Genomic DNA, 21225 nt, shown 5'->3' with positions numbered 1-21225 from the left:
TAAGTGGACTACACTTACTGCAGCGAAAACAGAGTAAATCGTCTGCTGGAGGTCACATGTCTGCTTTTGCCCCGCTCTTTGAACCCTTTACATTTTCCGGGCTGAAGCTCGACAATCGCATCGTCATGGCACCCATGACGCGCTCCTTCTCTCCGGATGGTGTTCCGGGCCAGGACGTTGCCGATTACTATGCGCGCCGCGCGGCGGCCGATGTCGGTCTGCTCATCACCGAAGGCACGACAATCAATCGTAAAGCCTCCTCTTTCGACACGCGTGTCCCGAACTTCTACGGCGATGCATCCCTGAAAGGCTGGGCGCATGTGGTTGACGAGGTGCACAAGGAAGGCGGCAAAATCGCGCCGCAAATCTGGCATGTCGGCATGATGCGCAAGGAAGGCAGCGGCCCATTTCCAGACGTCAAATCAGACAGCCCGTCCGGCCTGACGCACAAGGCGAAACCTGTGTATGAGGAGCCAACAACCGAAGAGATCGAAGCGATCATCAAAGCGTTCGTCGATGGCATCGTTACAGCGAAAGAGCTTGGCTTTGACTGCGCTGAAATCCACGGCGCTCACGGCTATCTGGTCGATGAGTTCTTCTGGCATGTGATGAATACGCGTTCTGACCGGTTTGGCGGCTCTCTGAAGGCTCGCGCACAGTTCGCTGGTGAAATCATTGCCGAGGCTCGCAAGCTGGTTGGGCCGGACTACCCGATCATCCTGCGCATTTCGCAATGGAAACAGCAGGACTATGCGGCACGTCTGGCAGAAACACCGAAAGAGCTGGAAGACTTCCTGACCGTTTTCGCAGACGCTGGCGTCAGCTGCATTCACTACTCTCAGCGTCGCTTCTGGGAACCGGAATTCCCGGAAATCGATGGCGAAGACGGTCTGAATTTCGCAGGCTGGGGCAAGAAAATTACCGGCCTCCCGGCGATTACGGTTGGCTCGGTCGGACTGGCGTCTGACTTCCTTGGCTCCTTTGCCGGCGAAAGCTCGAAGACGCGCCCATTGATTGATGTCGTCAATCGCCTCGACAAAGGTGAGTTCGACCTCGTGGCTGTCGGCCGTGCACTCCTGCAGGACCCGCACTGGGCGACGAAGGTCAAAGAAGGCCGCGAGAGCGAGCTGAAAGACTATGATGGCGCGGCTATAAAGACACTTTTCTAATCAGTGGGACATCGGTTGCCGCATCACCTGCGGCAACAAATTCAATGTTCGGCAGCGGGAATAAGAGCTTGCCACCTCGCGCAAGGAACTCGGCTTCCCGCTCCACAATGCCATCGCGGAAATGCCATGGCAGAACGAGAAAATAATCCGGCTTGGCCGCACGTGCCACGGCTTCCGGCACAATCGGAATGTGCGTGCCTGGTGTCACGCAGCCCCATTTATCCGGGTTCACATCCGAAACCGCATCGAGCAGATCTGCACCAATTCCTGCATATTGCAGGATGACATTGCCTTTGGTGGACGCCCCCAGCCCCATGATCCGCTTTCCGGATGCCTTCAGATGGGTCAGAATTTCCTTCAGCTTCCGGGCATGCGCAGCAGATCGTTCTGCAAAGGCCTGATATGGTGCTGACGTCAGAAGACCCGCGTCTTCTTCTTCCTGAAGAACCTTTTCAACGGCTGCACGATTCTCAGTGAGACAGGTGTTCCGGGCATGTGTCGCCGTCACCGCAAAAGAGCCGCCATTCACAAGGTTCATCTCAACATCGATGATTTTCATGTCAGCTGCGGCGAGAATGTCTTTCACCACGGACAATGAATAATATTCGAGGTGCTCCTGACAGACCGTGTCATAAGCAAGCTGGCTCATCATGAGCGGCAGATAGCTCTGCTCGAAATGCCAGATCCCATCGTCAGCCAGCACGGCTGCAACATCGCGCACAAAACTCACCGGATCCGGCAGGTCATAGAACATTGCAATAGACGTGACGATGCGGGCTTTTTTCGAAGAATGGTATTCAAAAGCGCGTTTCGAGAAGAAGTCGACTTCCAGAGCGATATCATCAGGATAGAAGCGTTTGAACTTCGCTGCGCTTGGATCAATGCCGATCCGCTTGATACCTGCCGTGCGGTACGCCTTCAATGAGGTCGCGTCGTTCGCACCGATATCGAGAACCACATCTCCTGCCTCGAGAGGGCGAACGGCTGTTTCCAGCTTCTGTATTTTTGCATCCAGATGACGCACCATTGAGGCATTCAGACCTGACCGATACCCGTAGGTTTCACCGTACATGAGTTCACCAGGATAGTCGTGTGCGAGCTGGACCAGTCCAGAAGATGGGCACCAAGCAAGCTCCAGTGGCGTCACCGATACCGGGTCTTCTGCAGACTTTGGAAAGACGCCTGTCAGGGCCTGCGACCCGAGATCCATCAGGCTCTCCAGCGGCGCCCCTGTAAAGCGACAGGTTTTCCGCCGAGGAAATGATCCTACATGTGTCTTATCCAGAGTCATTCCTGTATCCTCGCAGAAAAATTACCGGGCTATGACTGATTGATTACCTATTCCGACTAAATTTGTGTAAAAATTATCATGGTGAGCCAGATGTCCCAAACACATTCAAAAATTCAGAGAAGTGACGCTGAGTGGAAAGAGCGCCTGACGCCCGAACAATACCGCGTCGGTGTCAAAGAAGGCACGGAGCGCGCGTTTACCCCCGGCAATCTCAACGACGAACATCGTGACGGGCTGTTCCACTGCGTCGGATGCGATACACCGCTTTGGTCCTCAGAACACAAATTTGAATCTGGCACAGGCTGGCCAAGCTTCTGGCAACCGGTTTCGGAAGATGTCGTCGCCACAAAACGTGACTTCAAGATGATCCTTCCAAGAACGGAGTGCCATTGTGCCGTATGCGGCCTGCATATGGGACATGTGTTCAATGACGGACCAGAACCAACGGGCATGCGTTGGTGCATTAACGGCGTGGTCCTGAAATTCGAACCAGAAGAATAGAAAAAAGCCCGGCTCATAGGCCGGGCTAGTCTCACCGGACGCTCGCAAGCTTTGAGGGGGCTAACGTCGCCATCCGGCTAATTTTTGCCTGATCAGTAGGTCGACCAGGAAACCAGCAATTCGTGCGTTTCACCGCCATCCTGCGGATCAAATTTCAGCGTTTCCGCGAAAGACTTCGCGGCACGCAGGAACGCAGCATTGCTACAAGAAACAACCTTATGGTCGCTTGCTGTTCCGGTTTCTGCCACCTGCAGCTGGATTTCGCATTCGCCCGAAAGGCCGCGATCTGCCGCAGTGTATGGATATTCAAGTGAGCCGAGAGAAGCCGGAAGGGTTGTTCCCTTCACATCAATTGCGATGTCTTTTGCGCCATCCCGATCACTGTTTCCTGCCATTGCGACCGGCGTAACGCTAGCAACAAGGGCAAATGTGCCGAGCACTCCCAATATTTTTTTCATGACAGTTATATGACACATTTGCGTATTATTGTCCATATCCGGACGTTTTCAGAGGCAATAAATTTCACAGTGTTCTGATCTATTTATACTTTTTTACGACAGTTTTGTGACTACGCGCATTTAGATGTGTCACAAAAGACGTAGCTGAGGCTCGTCTAATCACTGCACTCATCCGGAATCAGCGGGCATTAAACTCAGTGCTTCCCAAACCGTGCCCATGCCGCATACTCTTCCGTCAGAATGAGGTATCGGGAGACAAATATGAAGAAACAGAAGCACCTGATTTGGGGGGTAAGCCTGATGGCCTTGATTGCCGGGGCTGTCGCACCTTCATATGCAGACCCACCTAATGAAACAGAGATGACAGCAGAAAATATGACAACGCCTCCTATCGCAGAACGCAGACCCGTCACGATTGAACAGGTCGGTCGGACGCGGACTGATGCCTACTCCTGGATTCGGGATGACAACTGGCAAGAGGTCATGAAAGACCCGAGTGTGCTGCAAGCGGATATCCGCGCTTACCTGGAAGCAGAAAATGCTTACACCAAAGCCATTCTCGAAGATCCGACAGAAGCTCTGCGTGAAGCTCTGTTTCAGGAAATGCGCGGTCGCATCAAAGAGGATGACAGCTCCGTTCCTGCTGTGGACGGCCCGTATGCGTATTACACATTCCATCGGACTGGCGGCGAATATGGCGTCTATGCTCGAAAGGCTGCAGCAAGCGCCTTTGATGAAACGGCAGAGCCAGAGATCCTGTTTGATGGCGATGCGCTCGGCGAAGGCCTCGCCTATTTTGATACCGGCGAGATCGCACAGTCACCGAACCATACACTGCTGGCTTCAGCGATCGATGACAAAGGCTCTGAATTCTACACCATCACGGTAAAAAACCTTGAGACCGGCGAAATGCTGGATGATGTCATCGAAGACACGACAGGCGATTTTGTCTGGGGTGCAAACTCCGATGCCATCTTCTGGGTCAAGCGTGATGAGAATGGCCGTTCCTCGGCTATCTATCAACGTGTCCTGGGGTCTGGCGAAGACAAGCTGATCTACGAAGAAGAAGATCCAGGCTTCTTTGTCGGCATCGAAGAAAGCCCATCTGGCGACTATCTCTTTATCCGGACAGCCGGTCACACTTTCGGAGAATACTATTTCTTCCCGTCAGATGCGATTGATCCAGAGCCCACACTCATCGCGCCGCGCCTGGAAGATGAACAATACGATGTCGTTGATTTCGATGGCGCTTTTTACATTCTGACGAATGCGGATGGAGCGGTCGACTTCAAGATTGTCAAAGCACCGATCGACAATCCGGGACGTGAAAATTGGGAAGAGGTCGTCCCGCACCAACCAGGTACACTTATCCTCGGCCTGGAAGCTTTCAAGGACCATCTGGTGCGCATGGAGCGCAAGGAAGGGCTGCCAACGATCGTCATTCGGGCGCGCGAAACCGGTGAAGAACATGAGATCGCTTTCGACGAAGCAGCCTACGATCTCGGCATCTCCGGCGGCTATCAGTACGATACGACAAACCTTCGGTTTGACTATGCATCGCCATCAACGCCGGACCAGGTGTTTGACTATGATATGGCGACACGAGAACGCACACTCCGGAAAACCCGCGAAGTACCAAGCGGACACAATCCGGAAGACTATGTGGTCGAACGCGTCATGGCACCTGCGGCTGACGGAGAAGAGATTCCTGTCACCTTGCTACGCCGCAAAGATACGCCTGTCGACGGCACAGCGCCGCTCCTGCTCTATGGTTATGGATCTTACGGCATTACCATTCCGGCAGACTTCCGCACCTCTCGCCTGTCACTTGTTGACCGAGGCTTTGTCTATGCCATTGCGCACATTCGCGGCTCTATGGCGAAAGGCTATCAATGGTATCTGGATGGCAAGCTGAAGGATAAGGAAAACACCTTCACTGACTATGTCTCTGCAGGCCGCTATCTCGTCGAGAACGGTTATGGATCAGAGGGACGCGTCGTTGGTCATGGTGGTTCGGCAGGCGGTCTCCTGATGGGGGCCGCTGCGAACCTCGATCCTGAGCTGTTTGGCGGCATTATCGCGGCTGTTCCATTTGTCGATGTGCTGACGACCATGTCGGACGAAGAATTGCCGCTGACGCCTCCGGAATGGCCAGAATGGGGCAACCCGATCACCAGCGAAGAGGATTACGATACCATCCTGGCGTATTCTCCAATCGATCAGGTTGAAAACCGCCCCTACCCGGCCATGTTGATCACGGGCGGTCTCACGGACCCACGCGTCACCTACTGGGAGCCGGCAAAATGGGTGGCAAATCTGCGCCATGAAGCACCAGAAGCCGGTCCATACTTCCTCCGCATCAATATGGATGCCGGACATGGCGGCGCATCCGGGCGTTTTGAAGGCCTGAAGGAAGTGGCGACGGAGTATGCCTTTGCACTCGCAGCCGTTGGCCTAACTGACACGCTTGACCTGCAGCGCAAAACCGAGCCAGCAGACGCTGAATAGCTGTTGCTTCGCTTATTCGACACAAACAAAAAACCCGGCCAGATGGCCGGGTTTTTCTTTATCTTTCCAGAAACGAGAGAACGCTTAGTTCTGACGCAGTTCTGCCAGCTGCGCTTCAGCGGCTTCCAGACGCTCATCGAGTGTGAGGCAGCTTTCCGGAAGGTTCTCACCGAGGACTTTCAGGCGCTCACAGCCTTTCTTCTCGTTTTTCAGACCTTCGACACGAACAGATGCTTCAAAGATTGCGAACTGACGCTGTGTTTCAACTTCAGCGCTCATGAAGCCCAACCAACCCTGAGCAGCACGACGGCCATCAGCGAAGCGTGTACCAGCCTGGAAGGCCTCACGAGCAGCTTCACGATTGCCAAGCTCATAGTTGGACTGACCGATCAGAACGTTCGCATAACCCGGCTCTTTCAGACCACCTTTGTTCAGAGCTGTCTGAAGCGCAGAAATCGCTTTCTCATACTCGCCAAGCTCAAAGTACGAACGACCAAGACGTTCGTCCATTTTGCCGTTTTTAGCCTGTTGAGCGGCACGCTGGATCACTGGGATCGCCTTGTCGTACTCACGTGCCACCTGATACAGGTTTGCCAGCAGCTCGAGACGCTCCATCGTCGGAGAAATACGACCCGCATTGATCTCTTTCTCAAGGATTTTCGCGGCTTCATATGGCGCGTTGAAGCGGTTGTAGAAGTTCACAATCCGCATCAGCTCGTCTTCTGTTTTCAGAAGGCCAGCGAGGTACATTGCTTTTTGAACTTCAAACGCTTTGCGTTCTTCGTTCGCAGCAAAATAGTCACCAGAGATCGCGTCCCAGACCTTACGGTCATTCGGATCTCGCTGCAGCAGACGCTCCAGGAGTTGAGCCTTTTTCGCTTTATTGCCCGTGCGATCATAAAGGAAAATCAGGAAGTCGATAACCTGACGGTCAGCATTCTGGCCGTCGGATGCAAGGACTTTCTCAGCGTAAGGCAGCGCGCCCTTATAGTCTTCCAGCTTCTGGTGAATGATCGCCATCTGCCAGTTCTGATCACGCGTTGGCGTTGCGCCCGCATTGATCCATCTTTCCATGTATTCCTTGGCTTTTACGACATTGTCGTCGCGCAGATAGAGCTGGCCAATATTGTAATAGGTCTGAGCGACATCGTCGCCGGTGATCGCACCCGCTTGAATGGCGGCTTCGAGGTCTTTGATCGCACCGGCAGAATCGCCCTGCTCAATCTTGATCGCAGCAGACAGACGAAGCACCGCGCCACGTTCATAGCAGTTAAGCTCCATAGAGCGAAGCTTGTTCAGCTCTGAAAGTGCGCCCGCTGGGTTTTGTTCCTGAAGAAGCTGGGTCTCCGCGTTCAGATAGACCTGACCGGTTTTGGAACTGAATTCAGTTGCCTCACACGCTTGAGCGTGCGCTGTTCCGGCCGTCATGGCTGCAAAAACTGCAGCTCCGAGGACCGATGTCATCCAAGTTGCTTTCCGCATGGTGTTCACTCCCTCGCCGTGTCGGCATCAATCGTCATTCAACTCATAACGGATTGGATAGACAAGGTTTTCCTGACCCATCGCAACACCGTTGCTAACTCTTGCAGCAAAAAGCGCCTTTCTAACGGCCTGCTCGCTACTGCGTTTAAAAATTCTGTCCGAGCAACTGGCTTCCACATTATACGGCCTTCCCTGCGGGTCGATCGCAAATGTTACGTCACAGTCACCGTTCAATCCGCGCGTCATGGCGATTTGCGGATAGTCGGGTACGGGCTGCCGGATCGGGATCGCGACTTGTCGCGTCAGTCCAGGCTCTGGCAATCCGCCGAATGGCATCATATCACTCCCCGGCATTTCTGGCTCCACCGCCTCAACGGGCTTGTAGGAAATGATCAGGGTATCAGTTTTAATCTGTTCAGGCGTCCTAGGTTCCGGCAGGTCGAGCGGCGTCACCTTCTCAACACGCGTGGTCTTACGTGGTTCTTCAATTTTGTCTTTCTGAGGCACGACCCTATCGAACGGTCGAAACTGGACTTCTGCAAGTTGAACCGTATCGGTTCGAACCAGCTGTCCCATCATGAAAAACAATCCAACCGTAAGCCCCGCTGCGGGAACTGCACTCAGGATCAGACCTAACGTTTTACTCCTGCTCGTTTGTGTATCAGCCATTTCGTTTCCTCCGGTTTGAGAGGGCTTAAATGCCCCCTCTCCGAAGGGTTATACCATAACATTACAGAGCGATCTATAAATTGTTACGGTATAACTTCACTACTGCTGCAATGTGAACGAGATCGGGTAAACCACGTTCTTACGTTCAGCAGGCTTGCCTTTCACGATCTTCGGCGCAAATTCCACACGGCCTACCGCACGCTCAGCTTCGCGTGTGAACACGCTATCCGTACAGGATGCTGAGATGTTGTAAGGCTTGCCACGTGTATCCACGTCGAAACGCACTTCGCATTCACCTTCAATACCACGTTCCGCAGCGCGGGTCGGGTAAGATGGTACCGGCGGACGGATCGGCTGAGCATCGCGGTCAGACACGGCGACCGCGTCCATTGCGAAGCTTGAAACCGCACCAACCTGAAGTTCTGTCGGCGCTGAGCCCTGAATCTGCGGTGTAGGCAGATCCACATTGGACTTGTTAGCCGAAAGCTTCGGTGGTGGAGGCGGCTTGTTAGCGGTTTCAATCCGCTTAGCTGCCTGACGTTGCGTCCGACGAATTTCCTGCGTTTGCTCCTGAGGCGTAATACGCTCAAGTGTACGGAATTCACTCTCACCCAGCTCCACCTTTTTAGGGACAATCAATGCCCCCATCATGATGAAGAGGAAAAAGGTGATAACCGCAGCCGCAACAGCGGAAACTGGTAGCGCTAATGCTTTCATGACACGCTCCTTTCCTAGTCGAGTTCCGTTGAGATGTTCACAGCGGACTCTGGGTCAGCAGACACGATTGCCTGCATGGCCTGGTCAAGAACTTCAGCTTCTGAGTCATTATCGACCTGGAGAACCAGTTTGCCCTTCGGGTTTGAGTCACGAAGTTCACGGATGGTGAATTCGAGTTCCCGAATGTCAATTTTCTCCTTGTCGACAAAGACGTCGCTGTTGCTGTCGATCGCAACCAGAATACCGAGCGGCGTGACAAGATCATCATTCTCAACATCGACGCGACTGATCTCGACGCCGGGTGTCTTGATGAACTGAGCCGTCACGATGAAGAAGATCAGGAGGATGAACGTCACGTCCAGCATGGGCGTGAGGTCGAGTGCCTGTTCTTCAGCTGCGCGAGCACGAACTTTACGAGCCATGGCTTCCTCCTATCACGTTGCATCGACCGTGAAGCCGACGCTCTCAACGCCTGCACTTCGGGCCTGGTCAACCACCAGAATAACGAGTCGGTTCTTCGCACGTGGATGCGCCTGAACGAGCACGGCACTTTCTGGTGTCTCCGCTATCAACCGCTCAATGTTGGCACGAACAGATCCGACATCAGCGATACGGCTGTTCACATAAACCAGACTATCTTCGGAAATCCGAATGAGAATAGTCGGTTTCGGATCGACTGGCGTATCCGGCGGGGCCGGAGGTGGCGGTGTCAGATCCAGTGCCTGTTCCTTAATAAAGGTGGCGGTTACGATGAAGAAGATCAAGAGGATGAACACGATGTCGAGCATCGGTGTCAGGTCTACCTCTGACTCCTCAGCGGGTTTGGTGCGTCCTCTCATTCTTCAATCTCCAACTTGTCAGCGACAGTTTCCACCTTGCGAGAGACCGTACGGTCCATGCTTGAGGTGAAAATGATGCCGGAGAGTGAAGCAACCATGCCTGCCATTGTTGGAATGGTCGCACGAGACACACCACCCGACATGGCCTGAGCGTCGGAACCCGATGAAAGGGCCATAACGTCAAACACGGTTACCATACCTGTTACCGTACCGAGCAGACCGAGGAGCGGCGCCAATGCCACCATCGCCTTGGTCAGTGATACGTTTTGCTCTGCTTTCTGCCGGACTTCCGACACAAGCTTGTCGCGGACCCAGTGGGCCCAGGTGGACTTGCGGTCCGACCGGGCATTCCACTCGTCGATCGTGCTCTTCGCAACCTGGGCGTGCCCGAAGTTGAAGTAGAAGAGCCGCTCGAGGATCAGGACCCACATGATGAATGTGGCGCCCATGATCACGACGAGTACGGGGCCTCCGCGATCGAGAAAGTCAAAAAGATCAGCTAGCATGTGCTTGCCTCTTTTCCCAATGTGACGACTTACGCCGCCACACCCTCATTCTCAGCGCGCAGAGCAACCAGACCTGCTGCTTGTTCGTCGAGCATTTGAGACGCCGAACGAGAAGCTGCTGCACAAACAGCGTGGATCAGGAGGAGCGGGATCGCCGCGCACAGACCCATAACCGTTGTCATAAGAGCTTGAGAGATACCATCAGCCATCAGCTGTGGATCGCCCGCACCGTAGATTGTGATCGCCGTAAAGGTCACGATCATACCGATAACTGTACCAAGCAGACCCAGCAGCGGCGCAACAGATGCAAGAACTTTCAGAATGTCGTTGAAACGCTCGATTTTCGGAGACTCTTTGAGGATCTGCTCGTCGAGTTTCATTTCGAGAGTTTCGACGCCGTCCTTGCGATGTGCTTCATAGACTTTGAAGACACGAGCCAGTGGGTTGCCGTCGCCAGCTTGCTTAGACTTCGCAGTCGAACGCATGGAGCCCGTCATCAGGATGATGGAAACCAGTTTGAACAGACCAAGCAGAACGCCGATGATACCAAGACCAATGATCACGTAACCAACTTCACCACCCGCTTCGATGCGGTCGTTGAACGTTGGCAGTTTGCCGTATGTGTCAAACAGTGTGCCTTTTGTCGGGTCGATCGGAGCCATAATGACTTCGCCTTCACCGGCATTGATCAACTTGGACATTGAGCTGCTGAAGTTGCCTGGAGGCTGTTTTGCAAAAGCTTGCAGTTTGCCGTCAGACATTTCAACGAAACGGTTTCCGTCAACCGTGACAGCGTTGAAGATACCAACGCGGAAGACTTCTTTGGTTTCTGTCTGACCTTCAGCACCGATCTGCTGAACTTCAGCTTCAAAAGACTTAACTTCTGACTGAGCGATCATCTCGGTCAGGATAGCTTTTGGAAGCTGGTCGAGGTCACCACGTGTTGGCAGTGTTCGCGCCTGAGCGATTTCAGACAGCGTGTCTGCACGGCCCGGGTACTCAGCGGAAGCAAGCGAGTTACGGATAACCGGCATGGATTCCTGAGCAGCCTGACGGAACTGACCAAGCAGCTGACCGAAGTCACCAGCCTGCTCTTCAAGTTCAGCCTGAAGCGTGCCGATTTGCGTTTCGTTTGCAGCGAACTCGTTTGCAAGCGCCTGGCCACGGCCTTCAGCAGCAGCAAGTTCGTTGCGGAGAGACGACATGCTGGATTCTTGTTCAGCAGTTGCCTGACGGAATTCACGCAGACGCTGTTCGTTTTCCGTTGTCAGCGCGTTTGAGTCGCGGCGAACAGCAGAAAGAACGTCAGACAGTGATGTTTGAGCGAATGCCGGCACAGCAGTGACGACAGCACCGGCGCCGAACAGAGCCGCGGCGGCGAGTGCTTTGAGAGATGTTTTCGTGTTCATCATTGGATAATAAAACCTCTGGAACTGGCCGGGGCTTACTCAGCCGTTACAGCGAATTTGGAAACAGGACCCATCAGAATGTCCTGCTGCTTCGTGCCTTCTGCGATGCGGATCGCATCAGAGATTGGGCGACGGTAGCTGCCAGAAAGGGTTTCCCAAGCGCCATCTTCACGGTTCCAACGAGCGACTTCACCGTTTGCTTCGTTCAGATAAACGAGCGAAACGCGGCCATACTGGAACATTTGAACAGCGACGGTTTCGCCAGCTGCGTTCGTGATCGTACCTTCGAACGTATCGATCGTACGGCCATATTCCATTTCTGCCTGGTAAGCTTCAACGATGAGACGGTAACGCTCAGCCGGAGACACGTCCGGAGAGTCCATCGCAGCATCGAGCTGGTCGAGGCGCTCCTGACGAAGCTCTGGTTTGAACGGCAGGTCAGCAGAAACGAACTGTTTCAGATCTGTGATCATGTCGAGCATCATCGGCGTCATCTGAGCCGTGATTTCGTCGACGCGGCCAAGCTGGTCTTCAAGAGACGCAAGCTCTTCACGTTGAGACGCAACAACGCGCTCTTGCTGAGCTGCGTAAAGTTTCGCTGCGTCAAGGCGTTGCAACATTGTGCGGTACTCGCGCACGAGATCGCCGCGCTCATCATCCAGCTGGTTGATTTGGTTCTGGACCTCTTCAGCTTTCCGAGTCGCTGCTTCGCCCGTCTGAATAGCTTGGCTAAGCGGCGATTGTGCCACAGCTGGCAAACCTACCAGACAGAGACCAGCAACAAGTGCGTTGCAGGCCGGAAAAAGAACATTTCTCATGTTCGCCTCTCACTCCCATTGTGCGCGTGACATCCACGCAAAAATCCGGGCAGCAGAAAGCCTCATGCCCCTGCTGCGAAAAACTCATAGTCCTGCACACACACGCAGGCAAAGTTGTGAAGCCTTGGACGCGAACGCCAATCTGGACCCCAAGCGGATGAATCACCCATCCATTTGTTCTTATTATTGTCAGCAGAACTGACCTTAGATTCTGTCGCCTGTCCCCTAGCGACACGTTGACGCTATCAATCTCCACAAAAAGATCAATACACCAACTTGAACTGTTATGTTATATAACCACACTCCATGTTGGTCGACCTGTCTAATACAGTTTCAGCTGCTTTTGGTGTTTCAAGCAAGCGGAACAATCCACCTTTACATTCAAACGGTCGAGTCAAAATTATCGAAAAATCAAAACGCAACAATGTTTGAATTGAATCAACCCATTGCAGGTGGAAGCATTCAAGAGCGTTCAATCTATCCATGAAGCCGAGGAAAACCCGCCGCTGCATAGCTGTCCTAACAAATGACAAAAGTGATCTCGTAGCGATCAAAAAGATCCGGCAAACCTTTGCAGCGCTCCGAACTGACCAGTCACTGCTTAAGGATGAAGCAGCAAGGCGCGCAAAAACTGCGCATTCGCCTGCACGACCAGGAAGATCGCGACCAGCAGTTTGATTGACAGTTTTTCGGAATGTTCCCGACGAAATAAATGCGGAGCCCCCCTGCAGAAACCTCATCAGGTTTCTGTCCAAATGCCCTGTGTGCTTTGGATAAAATGCCCGCAATATGCTCTCCCAGATGCACCTGTCCTAGGGAGATCGCGGCAAACCGCAAGCGAATTCTCCGACAACGCGAAAGATTTCATGAAGGTGACACAAAACCCGCCACCGAAGCCGCTGGTTCCGCTACCAGCTTTTTCGGAGCGACATCCATAGTGCACTTTCCGGTTCTCGACCGGCGACATGACCGGGTGATGTTGAAACAGCCCCCGAGAGAGACGCGCTGACATTCTGCCCAAGCAGAACACCATAGCGGGCTTCAAAGTCGATCTGGCGCCCCGAAGGTGTCAGCCCTGCTGCCAGTGTTTCAACGATCAGCCCTTCACGACTCGCACCTGTGACAGCATCAAAATACAGGGTTCCTGTTTCGGCCCTTCGCGGTTGAGCAATGACCAGATCAAGGCGCCCTGCCCCAACGTCACGCCCAGCCCCGACCGACCAGCGGCTGGTCCAGATGCCGGACGTATCCAGCCCCTGAAGCTCCGCCGTGGCCATCTCGACACCGCCGGACAAGACCCAGCCCATTGGCGCCAAGGCTCGTCCTTCCAGAAAATAGCTGAAAAGCCGGGATTCATCATGAGGTAGCCCAAAGCGTGTTTGCAACTGCGTTCCGAGCGCGGTTTCTTCGTCCTGAGAACTTGCGATCGCGCCCCTCAGCGACCAGCGGTCAAAATTTCGACCGATGCCAACGCCACTGGCCTGGCGAGCCTGCGCGTCGGAGGTAAAAGCATCCAGTGTGAGCGGCCCGAAGGATTGCGAAAATTGCGCCCAGCTCCCCTCGCTTGTGAACGGGCTGGACATACCATCTTCCTGAAACAGGGTGACGGATGGCGCGAGCCCCGGACGTACACCGCCTCGACCGAAAGCAATTTCCTGATCGCCAAATGCGTAGCGAGCCGAGAAGGTCGGCCTCACGTCTGGCTGATATGGAGCGGTGAAATCGGTCACGGGTGCCGGTTGGTGCCAGCTCAGCGTCATGCCATTCGCCTCAATGGCGCGTGACTTTCCCTGAAACCAATTTGATCGCGCTTCAAAATTCGACGTTCGCACACCCGGTACCTGCTCCAACGCACTGGCGTCCACCTGAAACGCACGCTCATAGCGGTCAATCAACGCCACCCGGTCAAATGCACCGGAATTCTGACTCCAGTCTCCAAATGCCCCAGAGGTGGTGGAAGAAAACAACTGAACAGAATTCAGCGAGCGGCCTTCAACGGTGAAACTTGTCGAACCTTGCGGTGAAAAAGCCTCGACGAGATTGAGAACGCCAACCCCCGAAACGGCATCAGCTCCAACGCCAGCAGCCTCACCTCGAATCAAATCCGGATTTGGATCGACATAGTCATCTGCCGTATCGAGCAAGACACTCAGGGCATCCTCTGGCGTCAGGTTTGGAAAGGCCTCGAGAAGAAGTGCCAGACTGCCCGCGACATACGGGGCGGCAAAAGACGTTCCGGATATGCGGTAATAGTCGCCCACGTCGTCTGCGTCATTGCATCCGCTGCTCTGCCCAGCCGAACAGGTCGGTGCGTCAGGAAAGACAATATCATCATCCGGGCCGCTCGAAACGACGCCTTCGCCCGGCGCGAGCAGATAATAGAATTTTGAATCTTCACCAGCTCGGTTTGAAAAATCAGATATACGGCCAATGTCGTTTTCCGGCGTATCCGGATCGTCTCTCGCGATAATGGAGCCAACGGCTACGACCCGCCCGAGCGACGACGCCTGACCAGCAATATAAGCAGGCTCGTTCGGAGACAGTCCCTTCGCCGGTACGACATTTCCGTCTTCATCCAGCGTTTCAGCCTCCCCGTCATTGCCGGCTGAAATGACGACCAGCACCCCGGCTGCGGCAGCGGAGCGGATGGCGTTTTCAAGGCTTGGGTCACTGTCGATCTCACCGCCGAGCGACATATTGATCACCCGTGCCCCCTGCTCCACCGCATAGTCGATGGCGCGAACAATATCTGAATCGAAGAAGCTGCAGCCGCCATCGTCTCCGGTCTCCTGACAGGATCCCGGCCGGTCTGCTCTGACAGACAGGATAGACGCGTTGTATGCCACACCCTGAATACCTGAATCATTCTTCAGACCCGCGATCTGACCCGCAATCAGTGTCGCGTGGCCATCGCCATCAACATCATCTGCTTCCCGGTCGGCCGCATTCACATCGAAGCTGAGACGGACTTGCCCCTGCAGGTCCGGGTGGGATCCATCCGCACCCGTATCAATCACGGCAACAAGAATGCCCTCGCCGGTCGCTCCATCCGCATAAGCGGATGATGCACCAATCAGCTCCAGACCGCGCGTTGCCAGATACTCTGATGTCTCAAATTCACTCGGCGATGCCGTCGGTGTTGGAGATGGTGTCGGCGTAGGCGTGGGTGTTGGAGTGGGCGTTGGAACCGGCACAGGTGTGAAGGTCGAACCGCCCCCGCCGCCGCCTCCACCGCCAGCACACGCGGCGAGAAATAGCGACGAGACAGCCATCACGCTCACGGTTTGAACGAACGTCGCGCGTTGAAATCTTTTAAGATTGCGCATGGCGTGTCTCCCAGCTGACCATGCAACAGCGTTACCCGTCCGCCATCGGGACGCAAGAGGCAAAGCTGCGCGTCGCGCAAGCAGGCTGTTTAATCAGAAGGAAGAGTGGCTGGGGCGCCAGGATTCGAACCTGGGAATGCCGGTACCAAAAACCGGTGCCTTACCGCTTGGCGACGCCCCAATGAGGCGCCGTATCTACATAAAGCCGGCACGGTATGCAACACGCAAAATTCAGTTTCCTGATTTTCCTTGCACCTTTTTCGCCCGATCCGCCTTTTGTCGATGATCTGAAGATATTCTTTGCAATATTTTTTAAAATCCTTATCATTTATCGATAAGACACAATTCAGTGTTTTTCCGTAGGAGACAATATTGAAGACTTTCATCAGCTCACTTCTGGGCGGTCTGGTTGCTCTGATCCTCTTTCTGGTTCTTGTGCCAATCGTGATCGGGCTCGGAATCGGCATTATGGCGGCCACATCAGGCGGCGGTAATAAAGCGCCGACGGATGCCATCGTCCTTGAAATCGACCTGAGAGACGACTTTGCAGATCAGCCCGCATCGTCCGGCCCGGCCGTTCTCTTTCAGACTACGAGCTTTATTGACATTCTTGGGAAGCTCGACGCGGCCATCGACGATGACCGTGTGAAAGGCGTTTATATTCGCGCCAGCGAAATGGGCATCGGTAGCTCCCGCGCCGAAGAACTTCGCGAAGCTTTTCTCAAACTCCGTGCTGCTGACAAGTTCATCGTCGCACACAGCCAGGGCATGATGGGTGCAGGGCCATCCACGCTTCGTGCGATCTCTGCGGCTGATGAAATTTATCTACAGCCAGGCTCGGATATAATGGTGAATGGCATTTCCCTTGAAACGCTCTTCTTCAAGGACTTGTTCGATAATCTGTCCGTCAAAGCCGAGATTGAGCAGTTCTACGAATACAAGAACTCGCCAAACGTTTACAAGGAAACAGACTATACAGAGCCACACCGCGAAGCCATGACCGCGCTCGCAAGCGATATGTGGCGGATCTCCCTCGAAGACATTGCTGCAGATCGTGGGTTTGGAAGTGTATCCGACCTCAAAAATCTGCTCGAATCCGGACCTTTAAGCCCGGACGAAGCCGTCGCAGGGAATATTTTCGACGGTCTGAAATGGCCGGAAGATGCCGCAGAAGATGTCCTGGAGCAGGCAGGCGAGTCGGCTGAGTTCCTGCCTATTGCGCAATATCACCCCGCCCTTGCAAAACCGACAGCTCCTCTCATTGCTGTTATCGGCGGCGAAGGCGCAATCATCACAGGAACTGGCGATCAGGGACTGTTCAGCGACGAATCCGTCATGGCGTCCGATCCAATTGCTGAAGCCATTCTGAAGGCCGGCCGTGACAAGAATGTCGAAGCCCTCGTCTTCCGCGTCGACAGCCCGGGAGGCTCTCCAACCGCTTCTGACCAGATCTGGCGCGCAATCGAACGCGTCCAGGATGAAGAAGGCAAACCTGTTGTGGTCAGCATGGGTAGTGTCGCAGCTTCCGGCGGTTACTACGTCTCCGCAGGAGCAGACGCGATCCTTGCAAACCGTACGACCATCACCGGGTCTATCGGCGTCTATGGTGGCAAGCTGGCCATTGCAGACGGCCTGCGCCGCATTGGCATCAACCCAAGCGCTATCACAGTTGGCGGCGAGTTTGCTTCAGCCTTCAACACTGAAACCTTCACTGAGGCCCAACGCGCCGAGTTGTGGGAATCTCTGAAGCGCACATACGACCGTTTCCTCGAAATCGTATCTGATGGACGCGGACTTGATACCGCGCGTGTTCATGAAATTGCCAAAGGACGCGTCTGGAGCGGCGAAGCTGCAAAGCAAATCGGTCTTGTGAACGAAACCGGTGGCTATATCGACGCGATTGCCAAAGCCAAGGAACTCGCTGGGATTGAAGCTGGTACGAAGGTGCGGGTGAAGCTTTACCCAACACCAGAAAATCCATTCCAGGCTTTCAGCGAGCTCTTCGGCGCTTCAGCTGAATCAGCCGAAGCGGCTGCGACGCTGAACCAGGTATTGGGAGACGAGCGTTTCCAGACGCTGCTGAAAGAAAGTCTCGCTCTGCAAAAAGGTGGAACGCAGATGAGTACGCCTGAAATTCGCGAAAACTAGTCGCGCTGTATTTCAGCTTAAATGGGAAAGCCCCGGCCAGAAATGGTCGGGGCTTTTTGTATGATCTATGCACGGGTGCCCTAGACACCTAAGCCCTAGCTTTTTTTACGCAGCAACGACGAAACGGAAGCGTAAAGCGAAGTCGTCCTGTGACAAGCCAACTGACCATTGATCGGCCACGTCTTGGCGTCCTCATCCGAACCATTTGGCCCACACAGTGACATCCGCAAAAGTGTAGCCATCTTTCGGCTCAATGCGCACCGGGCTCGCTTAGCGTTTAGCAGCTGTGTGAGATGCTATTGCCAAAATCCTCAGCCTCTCGCCAGAACACACAAGCAAACAAAGAAAAAGGCGGACCGAAGTCCGCCTTTCCCAATTCAGCTTGTCTGTTCCGCTTAGAAGCGCAGTTTGACAGACGTGTAGATCGTACGACCGAATGGGTCGTAAGTCGCAGGGTATGTGTTTGCCTGCTCTTGGTTGTCACCGATGATTGGTGGCTCTTCGTCGAACAGGTTGTCGACACCAAGCGTCCACTTGACGTTGTCGTTGATGTCCCAAGAACCACTCAGACCAAAGAGGTCATAAGCATCAAGGCTCTCAACGATGTAGTCTGTTTCTGGATCATCATCATCCACACCGTTCAGGTGTTCCCAACGGAACTGAGCGGTGAATGGACCATTTGCCCAAGACAGTGTTGCGTTGTGCTTGTACTTCGCGATTGGATCGTCACAGAAGACGAGACCGAAGTTACCCGCACACTCAACAGGATCAGCACCTTCGTATGCGTAGAAGTCCCACTTGTCGAGGAACAGAGCCGCATAGCTCAGGCCAAACGTACCAGGGATCGCGTCGAACTCAGTCTCATAGCTGACCGCGACGTCAACACCTGATGTTTCCAGAGAACCAGCGTTTGCAAGGTTCGCAGAAACCAGCGGCTCGCCGAGCGCGCTACGGTTTACAGCCTGACAGAATGCGTTGTTCGGATCCTGAGTTGGGTTGTTCGCTGGCAGGTAACACTGTCCAAGGATACCGCCGACGCCACCAGCCAGTGAGGTGATGTAGTCTTCGATTTCGATGGAGTAGTAGTCAACAGAAGCCGACAGGCCAGGAATGTAAGATGGCGTCCAGACAACACCAGCCGTCAGCGTTTCAGCTTCTTCTGGCTGGAGGTCAGGGTTACCACCGAACAGACCTTCGATCTGAGAGTTACGTTGCTCGTATGTGCCTACGTTAGGAACACCGGTCGCTGTACACAGAGCGGCAATGCCTTCACCTTCTGGATCTTGCGATGCTGAGCAAGGGTCAGTCGCTGGCGGGAAGCCGTTAGAGACTGCAGAGAACAGCTCAGAGATGTTCGGCGCACGAACAGCTGTGTTGTACAGAACGCGGAAGCGAACGTCTTCAACCGGAGCCCACTCACCACCGATTTTGTACGTTTCGGTCTGACCGGACGTAGAATAATCGGAAATACGGTAAGCGCCTTCAAGAGCCAGGATGTCTGCGAATGGCGCATCTTCGAGGATCGGCACATAGACTTCACCGAAGAAGTCATAAACGTCGAAACCACCAGAGAGCGGAGGCGCAGAGTTGAAGCCAAGCAGGTTGCCTGTGCCGAGGTTATCGTCCGGACGGAAGTCATAGCTTTCTTCGCGGTATTCGAAACCAACAGCCCAACCGATACCACCGCCAGGGAGCGTGAAGTAAGACGACGTGTCGCCGTTGATCGACGCACCGAAGATGGTTTGGTTGTATTCAGACTTGGAAGACAGACCGGCAGAAATGTAGTCTGCTGCTTCGTCAGAAATTGCGTTCGTACCGAAGATGTTGACCGGCACACAGCCGCCGCTTTGGTCGCGACAAACGATGTTGCCATCAGCATCGGTCGTAGCATCAACACCCTGCAGGAAGCGTGACAGAGAAATGTCACCCGTCAGGTCGTTGTTGTCTTGTGTACGGCCAGTCTGGAAGAAGACGTCATAGCCGATACCTGGACCGAACTCGCCACGCAGGCCAGCCTGGAACTGGAATGCGAAGAAGTCGTCGTTAGATGCACGAGCGCCTGTCTCGAGCATACGACGGCCGAGGTAAGGCATAACCATGCCGTCAACCGGGTCGCCATAAGCACCATCGATCTGAGCCAGAACAGCCGCAGCTTCTGGTGTCAGGAATGGGTTATCCGTACCGATTGTGATGGTTGTGAACGCAGGCGTTGGAGCCAGCTGTTGCGGAACCTGGTTAAAGGCACCCGTGAAACGAGCATAAGCTTCGATTTCAGGTGTGATTTCGTAACGAGCAACCGTTGTCGTGTTGAAACGTTCTTGCGGAAGCTGAAGGTAGTTCACAGGAGCGTAGTTATAACGGTCGCTGTTTGCACCCGCATTGACCCAAGGGCGAATGCCGCCACCATCGGTGAAGATCGCCTGGCCTGTTGATCCATCAGAGAATGTGAAGGAATCAAAGAGGTGACCAGCTGGGACACCTGAAGAACCGCCTGGTTCCAGACCGTCAGCGCCGTCGCCGAGAGCAAATGTAGAGAAGTCGCGCTGCCCCTGGAACACAGCTTCACGGTTTGTGTAGCCGAGGTTCATTGTCACGTTACCGCGACCATCAGCGAAGTTTGCACCCATCGTCAGGTCAGCATTCCAGTACTGAGCGTCGCCGTATTCCAGCGTCGACTCATAACCGATGTTTGCTTCCAGACCTTCGAAGTCGTCTTTCAGGATGAAGTTTACAACACCTGCAACAGCGTCAGAACCGTAAACAGCTGATGCACCACCCGTGATGACTTCAACACGCTCAACGAGCGCTGGTGGAATGTTGTTCAGGTCGACAACACCGCCAGCAGTCGTTGGAACGAAACGCTTACCGTCAACCAGAACCAGCGTACGGTTTGAACCGATACCGCGCAGGTTGGCCGTTGCGTAACCACCGCCCGGGTTGTTTGACGTACGGTCAAAACCTGGAACAGCTTGTGGCAGAGTGTTGAGGACGTCCTCAGTGTTGACCGTACCGGTCAATTCGAAAGTTTCAGAGCTGACCGTAGCAATCGGGCTGTTTGCAACAAAGTCCTGCTTGACGATGCGCGAACCCGTAACCTGTACGGTTTGCTGGCGAGCTTCCGCTTCAGTGTCTTCCTGAGCGATAGCTGGTGCGACTGCCATGCTGCCAAGAACACCCGCAAATACGGATGTGGCAAGAAGGCGGGTCTTGAAAATGTTCCCGTTCACGTTTGAACCTCCAGTTTACAAACTGTGCGCGGCCGAATTCCTGAAGAAACCCAGCCACACATATCGACACCCCAGTAGTCGATCTGGTCCTGACGCTACGGGTCGCGTCACATAAGCGTCAATGCAAAGTTACACGGCTGTCACACAAAGCCTGCGA

Annotated in this window: 17 protein-coding genes and 1 tRNA gene; 4 read left to right on the top strand and 14 right to left on the bottom strand. The window is 54.2% G+C overall.

The window, feature by feature from the left end; all coding sequences use genetic code 11:
* Positions 1-56 precede the first annotated feature (56 nt).
* Positions 57-1169 (top strand): NADH:flavin oxidoreductase, encoded by a 1113-nt coding sequence (locus ACFQDM_RS04600; protein WP_377376077.1) that lies wholly within the window; start codon positions 57-59, stop codon positions 1167-1169.
* Here the strand turns inward: ACFQDM_RS04600 and ACFQDM_RS04595 are convergent.
* On the bottom strand, positions 1150-2460 hold the full coding sequence (locus ACFQDM_RS04595) for a class I SAM-dependent methyltransferase (RefSeq protein WP_377376074.1): 1311 nt from the start codon (positions 2458-2460) through the stop codon (positions 1150-1152). The genes ACFQDM_RS04600 and ACFQDM_RS04595 overlap by 20 nt on opposite strands.
* A 90-nt stretch (positions 2461-2550) precedes the next feature.
* On the opposite strand from ACFQDM_RS04595, the gene msrB reads away from it, so the two are divergent.
* The gene (msrB, locus tag ACFQDM_RS04590; RefSeq protein ID WP_377376072.1) at positions 2551-2961 is read left to right on the top strand and encodes a peptide-methionine (R)-S-oxide reductase MsrB; all 411 of its coding nucleotides are present in this window, start codon (positions 2551-2553) and stop codon (positions 2959-2961) included.
* A gap of 92 nt (positions 2962-3053) precedes the next feature.
* Here the strand turns inward: msrB and ACFQDM_RS04585 are convergent, their stop codons facing one another.
* On the bottom strand, positions 3054-3419 hold the full coding sequence (locus ACFQDM_RS04585) for an energy transducer TonB (protein WP_377376070.1): 366 nt from the start codon (positions 3417-3419) through the stop codon (positions 3054-3056).
* 360 nt (positions 3420-3779) lie between these two features.
* On the opposite strand from ACFQDM_RS04585, the gene ACFQDM_RS04580 reads away from it, so the two are divergent.
* On the top strand, positions 3780-5927 hold the full coding sequence (locus ACFQDM_RS04580; RefSeq protein ID WP_377376349.1) for a S9 family peptidase: 2148 nt from the start codon (positions 3780-3782) through the stop codon (positions 5925-5927).
* An 84-nt stretch (positions 5928-6011) separates the two neighbouring features.
* Here ACFQDM_RS04580 and ACFQDM_RS04575 read toward each other — a convergent pair whose 3' ends face one another.
* From ACFQDM_RS04575 to ACFQDM_RS04525, 11 genes are all read right to left on the bottom strand, one after another.
* Positions 6012-7409 (bottom strand): tetratricopeptide repeat protein, encoded by a 1398-nt coding sequence (locus ACFQDM_RS04575; protein WP_377376068.1) that lies wholly within the window; start codon positions 7407-7409, stop codon positions 6012-6014.
* 27 nt (positions 7410-7436) lie between these two features.
* Complete coding sequence (locus ACFQDM_RS04570) at positions 7437-8078, bottom strand: energy transducer TonB (protein ID WP_377376066.1); 642 nt, start codon at positions 8076-8078, stop codon at positions 7437-7439.
* Positions 8079-8177: 99 nt separating this feature from the next.
* A complete protein-coding gene (locus ACFQDM_RS04565; RefSeq protein WP_377376064.1) occupies positions 8178-8795 on the bottom strand; it encodes an energy transducer TonB in 618 nt (205 codons plus the stop codon).
* Positions 8796-8809: 14 nt separating this feature from the next.
* Positions 8810-9217 carry an ExbD/TolR family protein gene (locus ACFQDM_RS04560; RefSeq protein WP_377376061.1) on the bottom strand — a complete coding sequence of 136 codons (408 nt, stop codon included), beginning with the start codon at positions 9215-9217 and terminating at the stop codon, positions 8810-8812.
* Positions 9218-9229: 12 nt separating this feature from the next.
* Complete coding sequence (locus tag ACFQDM_RS04555; protein WP_377376059.1) at positions 9230-9634, bottom strand: ExbD/TolR family protein; 405 nt, start codon at positions 9632-9634, stop codon at positions 9230-9232.
* Positions 9631-10140 carry a MotA/TolQ/ExbB proton channel family protein gene (locus ACFQDM_RS04550; RefSeq protein WP_377376057.1) on the bottom strand — a complete coding sequence of 170 codons (510 nt, stop codon included), beginning with the start codon at positions 10138-10140 and terminating at the stop codon, positions 9631-9633. The genes ACFQDM_RS04555 and ACFQDM_RS04550 overlap by 4 nt, the downstream gene beginning before the upstream one ends.
* Before the next feature lie 29 nt (positions 10141-10169).
* Entirely contained in the window at positions 10170-11552 is a 1383-nt protein-coding gene (locus tag ACFQDM_RS04545; protein WP_377376056.1) for a MotA/TolQ/ExbB proton channel family protein, read from the bottom strand.
* A 32-nt stretch (positions 11553-11584) separates the two neighbouring features.
* On the bottom strand, positions 11585-12367 hold the full coding sequence (locus tag ACFQDM_RS04540) for a DUF3450 domain-containing protein (RefSeq protein WP_377376054.1): 783 nt from the start codon (positions 12365-12367) through the stop codon (positions 11585-11587).
* Positions 12368-12651: 284 nt separating this feature from the next.
* Entirely contained in the window at positions 12652-13107 is a 456-nt protein-coding gene (locus ACFQDM_RS04535) for a hypothetical protein (RefSeq protein ID WP_377376051.1), read from the bottom strand.
* A gap of 168 nt (positions 13108-13275) precedes the next feature.
* Complete coding sequence (locus ACFQDM_RS04530; RefSeq protein ID WP_377376048.1) at positions 13276-15693, bottom strand: S8 family peptidase; 2418 nt, start codon at positions 15691-15693, stop codon at positions 13276-13278.
* A 106-nt stretch (positions 15694-15799) separates the two neighbouring features.
* A tRNA-Gln gene (locus tag ACFQDM_RS04525) sits at positions 15800-15874 on the bottom strand.
* A 191-nt stretch (positions 15875-16065) separates the two neighbouring features.
* On the opposite strand from ACFQDM_RS04525, the gene sppA reads away from it, so the two are divergent.
* Positions 16066-17841 (top strand): signal peptide peptidase SppA, encoded by a 1776-nt coding sequence (gene sppA, locus ACFQDM_RS04520; RefSeq protein WP_377376045.1) that lies wholly within the window; start codon positions 16066-16068, stop codon positions 17839-17841.
* 395 nt (positions 17842-18236) lie between these two features.
* Here the strand turns inward: sppA and ACFQDM_RS04515 are convergent, their stop codons facing one another.
* Positions 18237-21068: a TonB-dependent receptor domain-containing protein gene (locus ACFQDM_RS04515; RefSeq protein ID WP_377376043.1), complete on the bottom strand. Its 2832-nt coding sequence runs from the start codon at positions 21066-21068 to the stop codon at positions 18237-18239.
* Between the last annotated feature and the right edge of the window lie 157 nt (positions 21069-21225).

Source organism: Ponticaulis profundi, from assembly GCF_042659465.1.
In the GTDB taxonomy this organism is placed as follows: Bacteria; Pseudomonadota; Alphaproteobacteria; order Caulobacterales; family Hyphomonadaceae; genus Ponticaulis; species Ponticaulis profundi.
This window is presented reverse-complemented; position numbering and strand designations above follow the sequence as displayed.

Coding starts and splice junctions, on each gene's coding strand:
- ACFQDM_RS04600 (WP_377376077.1), top strand. CDS start 57: ATGTCTGCTTTTGCCCCGCTCTTTGAACCCTTTACATTTTCCGGGCTG.
- ACFQDM_RS04595 (WP_377376074.1), bottom strand. CDS start 2,460: ATGACTCTGGATAAGACACATGTAGGATCATTTCCTCGGCGGAAAACC.
- msrB (WP_377376072.1), top strand. CDS start 2,551: ATGTCCCAAACACATTCAAAAATTCAGAGAAGTGACGCTGAGTGGAAA.
- ACFQDM_RS04585 (WP_377376070.1), bottom strand. CDS start 3,419: ATGAAAAAAATATTGGGAGTGCTCGGCACATTTGCCCTTGTTGCTAGC.
- ACFQDM_RS04580 (WP_377376349.1), top strand. CDS start 3,780: ATGACAGCAGAAAATATGACAACGCCTCCTATCGCAGAACGCAGACCC.
- ACFQDM_RS04575 (WP_377376068.1), bottom strand. CDS start 7,409: ATGCGGAAAGCAACTTGGATGACATCGGTCCTCGGAGCTGCAGTTTTT.
- ACFQDM_RS04570 (WP_377376066.1), bottom strand. CDS start 8,078: ATGGCTGATACACAAACGAGCAGGAGTAAAACGTTAGGTCTGATCCTG.
- ACFQDM_RS04565 (WP_377376064.1), bottom strand. CDS start 8,795: ATGAAAGCATTAGCGCTACCAGTTTCCGCTGTTGCGGCTGCGGTTATC.
- ACFQDM_RS04560 (WP_377376061.1), bottom strand. CDS start 9,217: ATGGCTCGTAAAGTTCGTGCTCGCGCAGCTGAAGAACAGGCACTCGAC.
- ACFQDM_RS04555 (WP_377376059.1), bottom strand. CDS start 9,634: ATGAGAGGACGCACCAAACCCGCTGAGGAGTCAGAGGTAGACCTGACA.
- ACFQDM_RS04550 (WP_377376057.1), bottom strand. CDS start 10,140: ATGCTAGCTGATCTTTTTGACTTTCTCGATCGCGGAGGCCCCGTACTC.
- ACFQDM_RS04545 (WP_377376056.1), bottom strand. CDS start 11,552: ATGATGAACACGAAAACATCTCTCAAAGCACTCGCCGCCGCGGCTCTG.
- ACFQDM_RS04540 (WP_377376054.1), bottom strand. CDS start 12,367: ATGAGAAATGTTCTTTTTCCGGCCTGCAACGCACTTGTTGCTGGTCTC.
- ACFQDM_RS04535 (WP_377376051.1), bottom strand. CDS start 13,107: ATGAGGTTTCTGCAGGGGGGCTCCGCATTTATTTCGTCGGGAACATTC.
- ACFQDM_RS04530 (WP_377376048.1), bottom strand. CDS start 15,693: ATGCGCAATCTTAAAAGATTTCAACGCGCGACGTTCGTTCAAACCGTG.